Origin of the sequence: Grimontia sedimenti, from assembly GCF_011045095.1 — a bacterium.
GTDB classification, from domain to species: Bacteria; Pseudomonadota; Gammaproteobacteria; order Enterobacterales; family Vibrionaceae; genus Enterovibrio; species Enterovibrio sedimenti.
This window is the reverse complement of record NZ_JAALDL010000013.1, coordinates 1-14,870: the sequence shown is the minus strand read 5'-3', so window position 1 is coordinate 14,870 and position 14,870 is coordinate 1. Positions and strand designations below refer to the sequence as shown.

At 51.3% G+C, this 14,870-nt stretch carries 13 protein-coding genes and 1 pseudogene; 2 read left to right on the top strand and 12 right to left on the bottom strand.

Annotated elements, in window-relative coordinates:
• Positions 1-9 precede the first annotated feature (9 nt).
• Both coxB and lexA read right to left on the bottom strand, forming a co-directional pair.
• Positions 10-1,158 (bottom strand): cytochrome c oxidase subunit II, encoded by a 1,149-nt coding sequence (gene coxB, locus G5S52_RS16245; protein ID WP_165015922.1) that lies wholly within the window; start codon positions 1,156-1,158, stop codon positions 10-12.
• 434 nt (positions 1,159-1,592) lie between these two features.
• A complete protein-coding gene (gene lexA, locus G5S52_RS16240; RefSeq protein ID WP_165015919.1) occupies positions 1,593-2,216 on the bottom strand; it encodes a transcriptional repressor LexA in 624 nt (207 codons plus the stop codon).
• A gap of 244 nt (positions 2,217-2,460) precedes the next feature.
• On the opposite strand from lexA, the gene plsB reads away from it, so the two are divergent.
• The gene (gene plsB, locus G5S52_RS16235; protein ID WP_165015916.1) at positions 2,461-4,893 is read left to right on the top strand and encodes a glycerol-3-phosphate 1-O-acyltransferase PlsB; all 2,433 of its coding nucleotides are present in this window, start codon (positions 2,461-2,463) and stop codon (positions 4,891-4,893) included.
• Positions 4,894-4,961: 68 nt separating this feature from the next.
• On the opposite strand, the gene ubiA is transcribed toward plsB, so the two are convergent.
• Both ubiA and G5S52_RS16225 read right to left on the bottom strand, forming a co-directional pair.
• Positions 4,962-5,822 carry a 4-hydroxybenzoate octaprenyltransferase gene (gene ubiA / locus G5S52_RS16230; protein WP_165015913.1) on the bottom strand — a complete coding sequence of 287 codons (861 nt, stop codon included), beginning with the start codon at positions 5,820-5,822 and terminating at the stop codon, positions 4,962-4,964.
• Positions 5,823-6,359, bottom strand: a complete 537-nt coding sequence (locus G5S52_RS16225; RefSeq protein ID WP_165015910.1) for a chorismate--pyruvate lyase family protein — start codon at positions 6,357-6,359, stop codon at positions 5,823-5,825.
• Positions 6,360-6,560: 201 nt separating this feature from the next.
• Here G5S52_RS16225 and G5S52_RS16220 point away from each other — a divergent pair, with 201 nt between their 5' ends.
• Positions 6,561-6,968 (top strand): flagellar basal body-associated protein FliL, encoded by a 408-nt coding sequence (locus G5S52_RS16220; RefSeq protein WP_039849444.1) that lies wholly within the window; start codon positions 6,561-6,563, stop codon positions 6,966-6,968.
• Positions 6,969-7,025: 57 nt separating this feature from the next.
• Here G5S52_RS16220 and glpD read toward each other — a convergent pair whose 3' ends face one another.
• The 8 genes and pseudogenes from glpD to ftsY form a co-directional block, all read right to left on the bottom strand.
• Positions 7,026-8,561 carry a glycerol-3-phosphate dehydrogenase gene (gene glpD / locus G5S52_RS16215; RefSeq protein ID WP_165015907.1) on the bottom strand — a complete coding sequence of 512 codons (1,536 nt, stop codon included), beginning with the start codon at positions 8,559-8,561 and terminating at the stop codon, positions 7,026-7,028.
• A 151-nt stretch (positions 8,562-8,712) separates the two neighbouring features.
• Positions 8,713-9,473: pseudogene (locus G5S52_RS16210) on the bottom strand (DeoR/GlpR family transcriptional regulator).
• 94 nt (positions 9,474-9,567) lie between these two features.
• A complete protein-coding gene (gene glpG, locus G5S52_RS16205; protein ID WP_165015904.1) occupies positions 9,568-10,404 on the bottom strand; it encodes a rhomboid family intramembrane serine protease GlpG in 837 nt (278 codons plus the stop codon).
• A gap of 22 nt (positions 10,405-10,426) precedes the next feature.
• Positions 10,427-10,756, bottom strand: a complete 330-nt coding sequence (gene glpE / locus G5S52_RS16200) for a thiosulfate sulfurtransferase GlpE (RefSeq protein ID WP_002535414.1) — start codon at positions 10,754-10,756, stop codon at positions 10,427-10,429.
• A 321-nt stretch (positions 10,757-11,077) separates the two neighbouring features.
• Positions 11,078-11,941, bottom strand: a complete 864-nt coding sequence (rpoH, locus tag G5S52_RS16195; RefSeq protein ID WP_002535417.1) for an RNA polymerase sigma factor RpoH — start codon at positions 11,939-11,941, stop codon at positions 11,078-11,080.
• A gap of 128 nt (positions 11,942-12,069) precedes the next feature.
• Positions 12,070-12,975, bottom strand: coding sequence for a permease-like cell division protein FtsX (ftsX, locus tag G5S52_RS16190; protein WP_165015901.1), 906 nt, complete (start codon positions 12,973-12,975; stop codon positions 12,070-12,072).
• Positions 12,968-13,633 carry a cell division ATP-binding protein FtsE gene (gene ftsE, locus G5S52_RS16185; protein ID WP_165015898.1) on the bottom strand — a complete coding sequence of 222 codons (666 nt, stop codon included), beginning with the start codon at positions 13,631-13,633 and terminating at the stop codon, positions 12,968-12,970. The genes ftsX and ftsE overlap by 8 nt, the downstream gene beginning before the upstream one ends.
• 5 nt (positions 13,634-13,638) lie before the next feature.
• Positions 13,639-14,870: signal recognition particle-docking protein FtsY (gene ftsY / locus G5S52_RS16180; protein WP_165015895.1), on the bottom strand; the 1,232-nt coding region annotated here is incomplete at its 5' end.

Genomic DNA, 14,870 nt, shown 5'->3' with positions numbered 1-14,870 from the left:
GATTTCTCCTTAAAGATCGTCACCGTTGAGCACAGCATTGATTTGAGACGCCTGAATAGCATCGCCCGTGTTGTTGCCCCAAGCGTTTCGCTCGTAGGTGATCACCGCTGCCAGCTCTTTCAGGCCGAGTTGCGCACCAAACGCCTGCATGGCCGTGCCTGGTTTGCCGTGGATTACAATATTGAGGTGGTCGAGTACCTTATCGGGATCAGCAGAAATGCCTTGTTGGGCAAGCGCCGGGAACACACCTGGAAGACCCAGACCATTGACTTGGTGACAGGCAGCGCAGCGCGAGTTGTACACTTCCTCGCCCAGCTCCATCAGCTCTTCCATGTCCATGTTCATCGCCAGCAGTTTCTGCTCTTCTTCTTTCACCTTGGCTTGCGCAGCCGCGGTTTCCGTCACCCAAGCCTCGAACTCGTCGACCGGTTTGGCAATCACCACAATCGGCATAAAGCCATGGTCTTTACCACAGAGCTCTGCACACTGACCGCGGTAAATCCCCGGCTTGTCGATACGCGTCCACGCTTCGTTGATAAAACCAGGGTTGGCATCTTTCTTCACGGCAAAGTCCGGCACCCACCAAGAGTGGATGACATCCTCAGAGGTGATAAGGAAACGCACTTTCTTGCCAATTGGCACTACCAGCGGGCGGTCAACTTCCAACAGGTAGGTGTCACGCTTGGTTGATTCACCATCAATTTGCGCAGCAGAAGTCGCCAGCAAAGAGAAGAATTCCACTTCATGGTCGAAATAGCGGTAATGCCATTTCCATTGAGAACCCGTCACCTGAATCGTCAGTTCTGAATCAGACGGATCTTCCATTGCCAACAACACCTTGGTTGCCGGAACAGCCATACCAATCAGGATCAGAAAAGGGATTAGCGTCCAGAGAATCTCCACTTTGGTGCTTTCATGGAAGTTCGCTGCTACCGCGCCTTTAGATTTGCGGTGATGGATGATAGACCAGAACATCACGCCGAAAACGACCACGCCGATAGCGACACAAATCCAGAGAATCGTCATATGAAGGCCATAGACTTTCTCACTGATTTCCGTCACACCGGGAGTCAGGTTAAACGAGGACGCTTCGTTGGCAGCATTGGCCGCAAACGAAGAGAAAATTGCGAGCGCGTATAGAAGTTGGCGAGTCTTCACCGGTTCCCTCCTCAAAGTCACTTCGCAGTGCTAAATGTAAATGGATGCAAAAAAATGAAAGTTTGGTTAACACTCTGTTTACAACTAAAGCTAGGCAAGGAACGTGGAAAGAACAAAATTTGAGCGGCAGAATGCCCCGAAACATGATGCCAGCCACGAATTTACGAGATGAAGACAACTGTTTCATCCTCAACGATTTTGTGCCGCTTTTCTTAAAAAACTTCAGAAATCCAAAGCAAAAAAATCTTTATTTTAAGAAGAGTTAATGCCTTGTTTTGAGGAAAGTGACCGCGCAGAACAGAGAATTGCGGGTGTGCAAAAATGCAGAGGGGAAGCGGTCTGTAGCACGAAAAACTCGCAAAAAGAAAGGCAGCGTCGGACTTTTCATCCGAAGCTGCCTGTTTCTTTAACTCTTGTAATGCGAAGCTAGAGTGTTACATCCAGTCTGTGTTGCGAATCACACCAACAGCAATACCTTCAATCGTGAGATGCTGATGAGCCAGGTCAACAACGATCGGCGCGAATTCTTCGTTCTCAGCATGAAGCAGCACCTGATTGCCTTTGCGCTCAAGGCGCTTCACGGTGACATCATCTTCAACACGCGCGACAACCACTTGGCCGTTTCGCACGTCCTGCGTTTTATGTACCGCCAGCAGGTCGCCATCCATAATACCGATATCTTTCATACTCATACCGCTAACGCGTAGCAAGAAATCCGCATTCGGTTTGAACAGGTTCGGATCAACCTGATAGTGCATTTCCACGTGCTCTTGCGCGAGGATAGGTTCACCGGCTGCCACGCGGCCAATCAAAGGCAGGCCTTCTTCATCGTTCGCCGCTTCGGTTTCCACCAGCAAGCGGATACCGCGTGATGCACCGGGTACGATTTCAAGCACGCCTTTACGCGCCAGCGCTTTCAGGTGCTCTTCTGCCGCATTGGCAGAACGGAACCCGAGTTCTTTCGCGATTTCGGCACGCGTCGGTGGCATACCGGAGTCATCGATCTTTGCTTTGATCAAATCAAAGACTTGCTGTTGTCTTGCGGTTAACGGCTTCATATCATGACCTGTCTTTTTATACAGTTAACTGTGAGTATATCCAGTGTTTAACCACTTGAAAAGGCGGATTTTGCGCCAATCTCTAATAAAGGCGCTGCTCAGCTCACAATTTTTCTGACTGCCCAGCTCACCATACCTTGGCTCATCCATGACATAAGCCCGCGGATTGGTGTCATTTCCCTGCAAGTTCGGGGATGTTTTCTGCTAGACTTGCCACGCACAAAATATAAGAGGCTGCGATCAGATGTCTGCTTGCCAATCGATTTATCACAAGCTATTGAATTTACCGCTGTCGGTACTGGTGAAAACCATCAGTATTCCGTCAGATCCCATAAACCAGCTGGACCTCGATCTGTCCCGCCCTATGGTTTATGTCTTGCCGTTCCGCTCTCATACCGATCTGCTGACCTTGCGCAGCAGCTGTCTGCAACTGGGTTTGCCAGACCCGCTGGAACCTTTGGAACTGGGAGGAAAAAGCCTGCCGCGCTATGTCTGTGTGTCTGAAGGCAAGCGCATGTTTAAAGACAGCGACCCTGTCCCGGCTGACTCCCTCACTCTGTTCACCGAATGGCTCGAGCTGCACAAGCGTGACACCGATCTCGACATCCAAATGGTGCCGGCATCTGTGGTGTGGAACCGCGATCCGGGCAATGAATCACGTCCGGCAGCACCTGCGCTGCAAGCCATGAATGGCCTGCAAAAGTGCTATACCATTTTCACGCTTGGCCGTGACAGCATGGTTCGCTTTAGTAATGCAGTTTCTCTGCGTTTTATGGCCGACAAGCACGGCACAGACACCACGATCGCGAACAAGCTGGCACGTGTGGCGAAAATCCACTTCTCACGCCAAAAAATGGCAGCATCCGGCCCTGGCTTGCCGGATCGCCAACTGCTGTTCAAACGCCTGCTGGCTTCCAAAGCCATTGATAAGGCGGTACAGGATGAAGCGGCAAGCCGTGATGTGCCATTAGAGAAAGTGCGCAAAGAAGCCATCGACATGATGGAAGAAATCGCTGCAGACTTCTCGCCAAGCCTTATCCGCTATGGCGATCGCATCCTGACCTGGCTTTGGAACAAGCTGTATCAAGGCCTTAATATCAATAACTCCGAGCGTGTGCGTAAGCTGGCGCAAGATGGTCATGAGATTGTGTACGTGCCTTGTCACCGTTCGCACATGGACTACCTGCTGCTTTCGTACGTGCTTTATAAAGAAGGTCTGGTGCCACCGCACATCGCGGCGGGCGTAAACCTGAACTTCTTCCCGGCGGGTCCTATTTTCCGTCGCGGCGGCGCGTTCTTCCTGCGCCGTACTTTTAAGGGCAACCGCCTCTATTCCACGGTATTTCGCGAATATCTGGCTGAGCTTTTTGCCAAAGGTTACTCGGTAGAATACTTCTCGGAAGGCGGTCGTTCGCGTACTGGCCGTCTGCTTCCGGCGAAAACCGGCATGCTGGCAATGACCATTCAAGCGATGCTGCGCGGCCTTAAACGCCCAGTGACTCTGGTTCCTGTCTACATCGGCTACGAGCACGTGATGGAAGTGAGCACCTACGCCAAAGAGCTTCAGGGCAAGCGCAAAGAGAAAGAAAGTTTCGGCCAGGTGCTGGGCATTCTTCGCAAACTGCGTAACTACGGTAAGGGCTATGTGAACTTCGGCGAGCCGATTCCTGTGAACCACTTCCTGAATGAGAAGGCACCGGATTGGCAAAAAGACATCGACCCGATTGAACCTCAGCGTCCAGATTGGCTGCTTCCAGCAGTGAATGAGTTGGCAGAGCGCATGATGACCAAAATCAATGATGCTGCTGCAGCCAATGCCCTGACCCTGTGTGCGACTGCCCTGCTCGCCTCCCGCCAAAGCGCGTTGAGCCGTGAAGCGCTGGAAGAACAACTGACCATTTACCTCGAGTTGCTGCGTCAGGTGCCGTATTCAGCGACCAGTACAGTGCCAGCAGATTCAGCACAGGAACTGGTTGAGCATGCGCTGAGCCTGAACAAGTTCGTAGTCGAAAAAGACTCGCTGGGTGAAGTGATTTCGCTGGATCGTCAGCAGGCCATCCTGATGACTTTCTACCGCAACAACATCATTCACCTGTTTGCGGTACCTTCACTGATCGCTCAAATGCTGGTATTCAAGACCCGTGTTTCACGTGAAAACCTGATGGACTCGATTCGCCAGCTTTACCCGCTGCTGAAAGCTGAGCTCTTCATGAGCTTCGATGATGCGTCATTGCAAAGCTACGTCGATGCGACCTTGATTGAGCTTGAGCGTCAATCGCTGATCACCGTAGATGGTGACACCATCAGTCGTAACAACGGTAAGCTCACACAACTTCAGTTGCTGGGCCGCACGATTGCAGAAACCCTGCAGCGCTACGCGATCACCCTGACACTGTTCAGCCATGAGCCAGACACCTCGAAGTCCGATCTGGAGCAACAAAGCCAGATGATGGCGCAACGTCTGAGCCGTCTACACGGTATCAACGCACCGGAATTCTTCGACAAAGGCGTGTTTGCGACTTTGCTGAACTCGCTGCGTGAACAAGGCTATCTGAATGACGACGACCATGCCCGCGCTGATCGCGTTGAGGCGCTCCGCGAGTGTGTATTCGGTTTGATTTCACCGGAAGTGCAGCTAACCATTCAGGCTATCCTGAACCAGCCATCAGAAGACTAATCATCTGATCGCTAAAAACAAAAAACCTCGCCAATGTGCGAGGTTTTTTATTGTTGTTAAGTTGCGTATTACTTGGTTAACACAGCAAGCGCCAAACCAATAAATACCAGCATGCCGACGTAGTTATTATTCAGGAAGGCTTTGAAGCAAAGCTCTCTCTCACGGCCACGCGCCAACCACTGCTGATAAACAAACAGCGCCGAAGCGGCCAATAGGAACCAGTAGTAAACCTGTGACAGCTCGCTGAGGTAGCCCACCAGAACCAACAACAGGACCGTGATCAGTTGCAGGATACCAATGGCAATCTTGTCGAAGCGGCCAAAGAGAATGGCGGAGGATTTGATGCCGACTTTCAGATCATCATCGCGATCAACCATGGCATACAGGGTGTCATAAGCCACTGTCCACAACACATTGGCCAGAAACAACATCCACGCCACTGGCGGCAATTCGCCAGATTGCGCCGCATAGGCCATCGGGATCGCCCAGCTAAATGCCATGCCAAGCACCAACTGCGGCATATGGGTGAAGCGTTTCATGAAGGGATAGATAGACGCCAACAGTGCGGCAACCACAGATAACTTGATGGTCAGCGGGTCAAGCGTCAGTACAAGCAGGAATGCGCCTAGAATCAGCAGACCAAACAGGGCTAATGCCTCTTTGGCGGTCACCAGTCCAGAAGGTAACGGGCGGGCTTTTGTGCGTTTCACATGACCATCAAAGTTACGATCAGCAAAGTCATTAATCACACAGCCTGCCGCTCGCATCATAATAACGCCAAGTACGAAGACCACCAGCACGTGCAGGTTCGGCACCCCGTCTGCAGCCAGAAACAATGCCCACAGGGTTGGCCACAACAGCAACAAACTGCCGATTGGCCTGTCCATTCGCGTCAATTGCCAATACGCTCTCGCCTTGGCCGCATCCATTTAGCCTTCCTCCTGATAAACCGGTGCATCCGGCAAAAACAGCTCGGACACCAGCATCGGCTTTTCATTGACCCACAAGCGCGAACGACGCGCCAGCAGGGATTGTCCTTCGACCATCACAGTCGCGACTTCAATGGCATCACGACGGGCATTGGCCTGATTAAACACGCGCTGCCCCAAAGGCACTGCGCCAAGATCGGCAATATCTTGCTCTTTTTCTGTCAGGGTCGATTTAGGCACCAAAGTACGAGCACATAGCCATGCATCCCCATCACCAGACAGGACCACTTCACGTACCAAACAAGACTCTTCACCTAACAGGCTGAGCTCATTCTCAGTCAGGTCAGATTGTTCTATTTCATGTAAGCCCAACACCTCAACGGCCAGCGTGCGACAGTGCGCTTTCAACCTTTCTGTCATCGAGTGGCGTTCCAGTAACCACGCCCCTTCGCGGGTAGTTTCAAGTGTTTGCCAGTCTGGCTCCTCCCACCTTGCATTCATGAGAGCTTGTAAGTGTAATTCCTTGAATTCTGACATGTTATCCTGGGCCAAAGAGCAAAAAAACCACAAAACTTTCGCCGAATCGGCCAATAGTGTTTAGTATTAATATACCTAAACCACTTAGAGATTCAGGCTTTAAGTGGTTTAGGTATATTGCGCTATTGTACAAGCTGTGCCCCTATTCGCGCAGCTAAACTACCATAAGAGATTGATGAAATCCGGGGTTTGGCAAAAACCATGAAAAAAAATATCACTGCTGTTTTCGCCTTAATCGTGTCTCTGCTGTTTTCCCTTCCAACCTTGGCTGAGGAAGAGAATGCCGCGCAGTTCAGCTATTTTACGCTTGAGCCAGAGATCACCACTAACTTTATTACGGAAGGCCGCAAACTTGGGTTTATTAATGTCCGAGTTGACCTAATGGTGGATGACCCTTCACTGATACAGATGCTGGAATATCACCAGCCGCTGATCCGCGACACCATCATTGAAGTGTTGAGCCAGGAAAATGAAGTGCGTGTGAAATCCCTCTCCGGCCGCGAGTCGATTCGCAAAGCGTGTCTGGACAAGGTAAACGAAATGCTATTGGCGGAAACCAATCAGAAAGTCATTGCGGACCTGCTGTTTACAAAATACTTGTATCAGTAAGCATTTGAAACTGAAAAGGCGGCTTGTTAGCCGCCTTTTGTGTTTTTGGGCCTGAACTCAGGCCGTCGCGGCCTCATCCATTGCTGATGCGCCTCTGGAAATGTAGTCAGCAACCTGTTGTTGCTGTTCCTTAGAAAGGTACAAGCCCAGTTTGGTGCGACGCCACAGCAAATCTTCAGCATCCTGCACATATTCAGATGCCATCAGATACTCCACTTCGCGCTGTGACAATCCTTCACCGAAATCGATACCCAAATCAGCAGCCGTCTTCGCGCCATTGAGCCACACCCAGACGCGACTGCCATAAGTGATGGCCAAGCGGTTAGCCGTGAAATCATCCATCCACGGACACTCTTGTTTCAAGCGCTGCTGTACATCGTCGAAGCTTGAAATATCCTCACCGCCCGGCAACACCTGATCTGCGGTCCAGTCTTCGCCCATCTCAGGGAAGAAAGGTTCCAGCTTATTCACCGCTGCACGAGCCAGTTTCCGGTAGGTCGTCAGCTTTCCACCGAAAATGGTCAGCATCGGCGCATCACCGCCGTTGTCATCCAGATCGAGGGTGTAATCACGGGTGATGGCTTGTGGTGAGTCAGATTCATCGTCACAAAGCGGACGCACACCGCTGTAGGTCCACACCACATCATCCGTACTCAACTGACGTTTAAAGTGCTGGTTATAAACATTCAGAACATAATCGACTTCTTTCTGTTCAATCGCCACTTCACGTGGGTCGCCTTTGTATTCCACATCAGTCGTACCAATGATGGAGAAGCGGTCAAGATACGGCAGCACAAACACAATGCGGCCATCTTCGTTTTGCAGGATATAAGCGGCCTCTTCGTTATGAGCGCGAGGCACGACCACATGGCTACCTTTGATCAGACGAATGCCGCGAGGCGATTTGAGCGAGGTGCTATCGTCATAGAAGGATTTCACCCAAGGGCCTGCCGCATTCACCAACACTTTGCATCGGCGGCTGAAGACTTCTTGAGTCACAGTATCGAGGATATCCACGTCCCAAACGCCAACGTTTCTCTCTGCGCGCACGACCTTACAGCGGTTGCGCACTTCCGCGCCACGCTCGGCTGCGTCCATGACATTCAGGATCACCAATCGTGCGTCATCGACCCAGCAATCTGAGTATTCGAAACCCTTTGTCATTTCAGGCTTCAGGACAGAATCAGCACCAAAACGAAGCCCTTTGCTGGCGGGCAAGGTGGTGCGCTTTCCAAGATGATCATACATAAACAGACCAATACGGATCATCCAGGCCGGGCGCAAGTGTGGGCGATGCGGTAAACGAAAACGCATCGGCCAGGCAAGGAATGGGGCTTTTTTCAAAAGCACTTCACGCTCGGCCAAGGCTTCACTGACCAAACGAAATTCATAATGCTCGAGGTAACGAAGGCCGCCGTGAATAAGTTTGGAGCTGGCTGAAGACGTCGCAGAAGCAAAGTCGGCCGCTTCATAAAGGCCAACACTCAAGCCACGACCAGCAGCATCCGCAGCAATACCTGCGCCATTAATGCCACCACCGACAACAATCACATCCAACACGTCGTTATTTTGATTTTCTTTTGCCTGTTCCATTACACCCTCACGCTCATACGAACATTTTAACTTTCGTTTTCGAGCATTCTAGTACAAAAAAGCGCCATCCCCAATGACAAAATGAAGAAAAATCGCGCATTACGGGCATAAAAAAACCGCCATCAGGCGGTTTCATCATCGAAAAAGAAAATCACTCGACCATTTCTATTTGAGTTTCAGTATCTTGCAACCGCGCTTGTAACGTTTCCGGTAAAGGCGCATTGGTAAAAAGCATATCGACCTGCGCAATGTCACCAACGTTGACCATGGCGCTTCGGCCAAACTTGGTGTGGTCAACAGCCAGCATGACTGAGCGGCTGTTCTCCATGATGGCCTGTTTCACACGCACTTCGTGATAATCAAAATCTAAAAGGCTACCGTCGAGGTCGATACCACTGATCCCCAGAATGCCAAAATCCAGACGGAACTGGGAAATGAAGTCCAGCGTCGCCTCACCCATAATGCCACCATCACGGTTGCGCACTTCTCCGCCCGCCATGATGATGCGAAAGTCTTCTTTGGCCATCAGAATACTGGCTGCATTGAGGTTGTTGGTCACAATGCGCAGATCTTCGTGGTTCAGCAGTGCACGCGCGACCGCTTCCGGCGTGGTACCGATATCGATAAACAAGGTCGCACCATCTGGAATATGCGCCACAAGCGCCTGTGCCAACTTGTTTTTGGCTTCTTGCTGCATTGCCTTACGGGCGTCATAAGCGGTGTTAACAGAGCTGGAGGGGATGGTGGCGCCACCATGCTGGCGACGGATTTTGTTCTCAGCCGCAAGCTCGTTTAGATCGCGGCGGATGGTTTGGGGGCTGACATCAAAGTGAGCCACCAGATCGTCAGTACTGACGTATCCTTGCTTCGAACAAGATCGAGTATTTCCTGGTGGCGTAATGTCTGTTTCACGGCATCCCCTGCGAAAAAGTAAAAACCACCCACAGTTTACGTGGCTGCACTGGGATTGCCAATCAGGCCAGTTCAAGGATGAGCAGAGCTCACATTACCTCGTTTTTCGAAGTTTCGCGTCTATGACCCCAAGTGCACACCCTGACACTAGACCGAAAAGGTGCGCCATGTTGGCAATAGCCATACCAAAGGGTTCGAAAAAGCCAACAGCCAGCCAAAGCAGCATAAAGCCAACATAAGCTGGTTCAATGGAAAGTCCCCGCTCTGGTGCCAAAGCTCCCATGAGCCACAAGTATCCCAACAACGCATACACGACACCGGACATACCGCCGAAAGCAGGGCCGTCAAAGGCGTACTGACCCAGACCGGAGAAAAGCGCCGTCAGCAGAAAAAGCTGCATGAGCTTGGCACTACCGCTGTGTTTTTCGATTTTGCCACCAAGCACCCACCACCACAGCAGGTTGAAAACGATGTGAGTTGCGGAGAAATGAAGCAAGGCGTGGGAGAACAGCCGCCAAAGTTGCCATTGCTGTTCATCTGTCGCCGGGAAGTGGAGCAGAGAGAACACATCATTGCCGAAACCCAAAGTCAGTCCGGCATACACCACAATACACACCACCATGATGGAGAGCGTGAAAGGCCCCGCATTTTGTTTGAGTGATGTCAGCAGCCCCTGACGAGGATAGAAAAACTTGGCGGTACGGCTTTCAGCCATGTTCCATGACGCTGCCTGATACTTCTCATCACCCGGGTTCTGCAGGAAAGCGGCGAGCTCCGCTTCTGCCTCAATCTGGTACTGGCTATCTGCCAGCCACAAGGCAAACTGCCCTTCCCCCTCAGGCATCATCTGAATCGCGATGTTCCTTGATGCCATGTAATCGATAAAAGCCTGAGCGGCTCGGGGGTTAGAAAGTGCAGTCAGCCTTATCATAGTACCTCTTCGTTGTTTTCGATCAGATGCCCGATTCCACCGGCAGGGATTGTCGGTGCCAGGCTTCGAATCCACCATCTACACTGTACACCTGCTCAAAGCCTTGGTTAATCAAATATTGTGCTGCGCCCTGACTGCTTACGCCGTGATAACACATCACCAACACAGGCTGTTCGAAGTCCACTTCATTCATAAACTGCACAATGGAGTCATTGGTAAGGTGAAATGCGCCCTGTGGATGAGATAGTTGAAATGACTGAGGATCCCGGATATCAACCATCACAGCGTGATGATCATCACCTTCCAGCATAGCCAAAGCGTCCGTTACAGAGATATGCGCAAATTGTTCCATGGGTTATTCCACTCCCGTCTGACCTGATCAATATACGTCTCCCGGCCACTTATGGCTTCAAGACACGTAAAACAGCATTGTACATGACTTTTTTCTTCACCATGCCATGGAGAATACAAGGGCTTTGTATGCTTTTTCACCGCCTGTGGAAAACACTGTGGATTGCGTTGATAAAGTATGATCTGAAAGCCGGATCCACTATATGTTGTGTTGATCGTAATAAAACTGTGGAAAACATTTTTGTCGGGGCGATTTTGGAAGAATTTTAGGTACAAAAAAACCGACAATCTGTCGGTTTTCTTCAACGTATTCAGTAAGCAATCACAAAGCGTCGCCAACCGCTTCTTTCAGTTTACGCATCGCGTTCTTTTCAAGTTGACGGATACGCTCTGCAGACACCTGATAGTGATCAGCCAGTTCCTGCAAAGTGGCTTTGTTGTCATCGTCCAGCCAGCGTGAACGGATAATGTGCTGGCTACGCTCGTCGAGTCCGGACATGGCTTGTGCCAGGCGACGATTCGCGTGGTCTTCCCAGTTCTGTGATTCCAGGTTGGTCGCGACATCCGAGCTTTTATCTTCCAGATAGAAGACAGGAGCAACTGCACCGCCTTCACGCTCATCATCATCTGCGCCAGCATCAAATCCAGCATCCTGCGCTGCAAGACGGGATTCCATCTCGCGCACTTCTGCCGCGTCAACGCCCAGCTGGTCAGCAACCATATTCACTTCTTCGGCGTTGAACCAGCCCAGACGCTTCTTCGACTTACGCAGGTTGAAGAACAACTTACGTTGCGCCTTGGTGGTTGCGACTTTCACGATACGCCAGTTGCGCAGTACATACTCGTGAATTTCTGCTTTGATCCAGTGAACAGCGAAAGAAACCAAACGCACACCCACTTCCGGGTTAAAACGCTTCACGGCCTTCATCAGACCAATGTTACCTTCCTGCACCAAATCAGACACTGGCAATCCATAACCGGAATAACCACGGGCGATATGAACAACAAAGCGCAGGTGAGATAGGATCAGGCCTTTTGCCGCATCCAGATCTTCCTCGTAGTGAAGACGTTCTGCCAGCTCACGCTCCTCGTCCGCAGACAGCATTGGGTAGCCGTTTACCTGCTGCAGATAGCTATCAAGGCTATCTTGGGAGATGGGGGCCAGTGCATACATCTCTGTTGTCATTTTCACCTCTTTTCGACTTTATCGAACTATTCTTCGCTTTCGAAGCGAACCAGATACTCTACTCGAGTTCAAAAAAACTGCAAGTAGGTACCATTTTGTGACCTGCTTTTATCGGATAGGTTCAAACATCAGACAGGTTCTATATCCCGCATATGTTTTGCAGCAGCGAGTCTTGCAGCCAGAAGGCCAATCAGTCCTGACACCATCAGCAAAATCAGCCCTTCTTCCAGAGTCAGTGCCGATAGCCTGAAACCGCTGCTATATAATGTAGCCAATTTTGCCACAGCTGCATCCATCAACAGGCTATTCACTATGGTCACCAGCCAGGCAACAATCGCACCTGCCAACGCCAGCCACACGCCGGTATACAGATACGGGCGCAGTATGTAACTATCTGTTGCGCCTACCAGTTTCATCACCTGAATTTCTTCTTTCTGGCTCTGTACTTGCAAGCGCAAGGTGTTGCCGATAATCAAGAACACTGCCATCAGCAACAGACCGGAGAACACCCAGGTTAATGTCAGCACCAGTGATTCAATGGCAGACAGACGTTGCAGCCAATCGCTGTCGAGACGCACTTCTTCTACTTCCGATGTGGCTCGCAGTTTCGCGGCAAGGGCAGTCACTGCCGCCGCATCATCACTCGCAGGCGTCAACACCACCACCGCGGGCAGGGGATTATCTTCCAGAAGACTTACGGCTTCTTCAAACCCTTGGATTTGTCGAAGCTCGGTTAATCCCTGCTCCGGCGAAATAAATTCAGCAGTCGCCACTTCAGACCAAGCTGCGAGCTCTTCGCCAAAGGCTTCCGCGCGGCTTTCCGACACTGGATTCAGATAGACCGTTAATTGGTTGGGAGCCTGCCACTCTTGTGTCACTGCAACGACGTTTTTCGCCAGCATAAACAGCGTGGCTGGCAGTGCCAGTGAAAACGCGAGAGCAAGAACCGTAAGCAGGTTCCCTAGAGGTTTCGCCATTAAATCGCGAAACGCCTGACCGCCCTGCTGTTTGTGCACAGAAATGAAGTTAGCCACGTGCCACCTCCGACAGGTGACCCTGATTCAGTTCAAAACGGCGCATGTCATAGCGGTTGAGTAGCGACGTATCGTGGGTGGCCATGAGTATGGTCACGCCAACTTGGTTAAACTGGCGGAACAATTCCATGATTTGTTGCGACAAATCTGCATCCAGGTTACCCGTTGGCTCATCAGCCACCAGCACCATCGGGCGGTTGACCACGGCGCGGGCAATGCCGACGCGTTGCTGCTCACCACCGGAAAGCTGAATCGGCAAGCAGGCCGCCTTATCCAGCAAACCTACTTTATCCAGTGCCGCTGACACACGTTTCTTGATGTCGTTTTCACTCGCCTGTTCGATGCGTAGCGGCAATGCCACATTGTCGAACACGCTTCTGTCCATCAGGAGCTTGTGATCCTGAAAAATCACACCGATATGGCGGCGCAGAAAAGGAATGTCTTTTCGCGCAATGCGTGAGATATCGTGGTCATTAAACAGAACTTGTCCGTCACTTGGCCGTTCAATCGCACACAGCAATTTCAGCAGGGTACTTTTCCCCGCCCCCGAGTGACCGGTCAAAAATGCCATGTCACCCTTGGGTAAGTGAAAACTCACTTTTTGCAGTGCCTGCTGCCCACCGCGGTAGGCCTTACTTACCTGCTGAAACTGGATCACGCCTATCAGTCCTCCTGACTAAACAGAGCTTCGATAAAGTCTTCCGCTACAAACGGACGTAAATCGTCGATGCCTTCACCCACACCGATAAAGCGGATTGGGATGTTGAATTGGTCAGCCACCGCGAAGATCACGCCACCTTTCGCCGTACCATCCAACTTGGTCAGAGTGATACCGGAAAGCGGTGCGATGTCGTTAAACAGACGCGCCTGACTGATCGCGTTTTGGCCTGTGCCTGCATCGATGGTCAGCATGATTTCATGCGGCGCATTCTCGTCGAGCTTTTTCATCACGCGGACGATTTTCTTCAGCTCTTCCATCAGGTTAGCTTTGTTTTGCAAACGACCCGCGGTATCGGCGATGACGACATCCACATTACGTGCTTTTGCAGCTTCAATCGCGTCATAGATCACTGATGCACTGTCCGCACCTGTGTGCTGTGCAATCACAGGAACGTTATTGCGATCGCCCCATACTTGCAGCTGTTCGACTGCGGCTGCGCGGAAAGTGTCACCTGCCGCCAGCATGACTGACTTACCCTGCTGCTGGAATTGCTTGGCAAGCTTACCGATGGTGGTGGTTTTACCCACACCATTCACGCCAACCATCAAGATGACGAATGGGCCATCTTTTTTCTCAACGTCCAGTGGCTTTTCCACCTTGCTCAGGATGTCTGCCATTTCTTGCTTGAGGATGCCGTAAAGCGCTTCACCATCTTTTAACTCTTTGCGAGACGCTTTGTCAGTGAGGCTGTCGATGATCTTGGTAGTGGTGTCCATACCCACATCAGCAATCAGCAGCTGCTCTTCGAGCTCTTCAAACAGCTCATCATCAATTTTCTTACCGCTGAACAGGCCAAAGAAACCTGCGCCCAGATTGACTTTGGTTTTCTGAAGACCGCGTTTCACGCGCGCAAAGAAGCCTTCTTTTTTCGGTTTTTCTTGCTCAGTCTGAGCCGCTTGCTCCGCTGCAAGACGAGCCTCTTCCTCGGCTTGTGCTTGCGCTTCAGCTTCTGCCGCCAGACGAGCTTCTTCTTCTGCCTGCGCCTGTGCTTTCGCTTCAGCTTCTGCCGCTAAACGGGCTTGTTCTTCCGCCTTTGCTTTCGCCTCAGCTTCTGCCGACAAACGGGCTTGTTCTTCCGCCTGCGCTTTTGCTTCAGCTTCTGCCGCTAAACGGGCTTCTTCTTCCGCCTGCGCTTTTGCTTCAGCTTCTGCGGCTAAACGGGCTTGTTCTTCCA

Excerpts from the sequence above, each read along its gene's own strand:
- lexA (WP_165015919.1), bottom strand. The coding sequence starts at position 2,216 with ATGAAGCCGTTAACCGCAAGACAACAGCAAGTCTTTGATTTGATCAAA.
- plsB (WP_165015916.1), top strand. The coding sequence starts at position 2,461 with ATGTCTGCTTGCCAATCGATTTATCACAAGCTATTGAATTTACCGCTG.
- ubiA (WP_165015913.1), bottom strand. The coding sequence starts at position 5,822 with ATGGATGCGGCCAAGGCGAGAGCGTATTGGCAATTGACGCGAATGGAC.
- G5S52_RS16225 (WP_165015910.1), bottom strand. The coding sequence starts at position 6,359 with ATGTCAGAATTCAAGGAATTACACTTACAAGCTCTCATGAATGCAAGG.
- G5S52_RS16220 (WP_039849444.1), top strand. The coding sequence starts at position 6,561 with ATGAAAAAAAATATCACTGCTGTTTTCGCCTTAATCGTGTCTCTGCTG.
- glpD (WP_165015907.1), bottom strand. The coding sequence starts at position 8,561 with ATGGAACAGGCAAAAGAAAATCAAAATAACGACGTGTTGGATGTGATT.
- glpG (WP_165015904.1), bottom strand. The coding sequence starts at position 10,404 with ATGATAAGGCTGACTGCACTTTCTAACCCCCGAGCCGCTCAGGCTTTT.
- glpE (WP_002535414.1), bottom strand. The coding sequence starts at position 10,756 with ATGGAACAATTTGCGCATATCTCTGTAACGGACGCTTTGGCTATGCTG.
- rpoH (WP_002535417.1), bottom strand. The coding sequence starts at position 11,941 with ATGACAACAGAGATGTATGCACTGGCCCCCATCTCCCAAGATAGCCTT.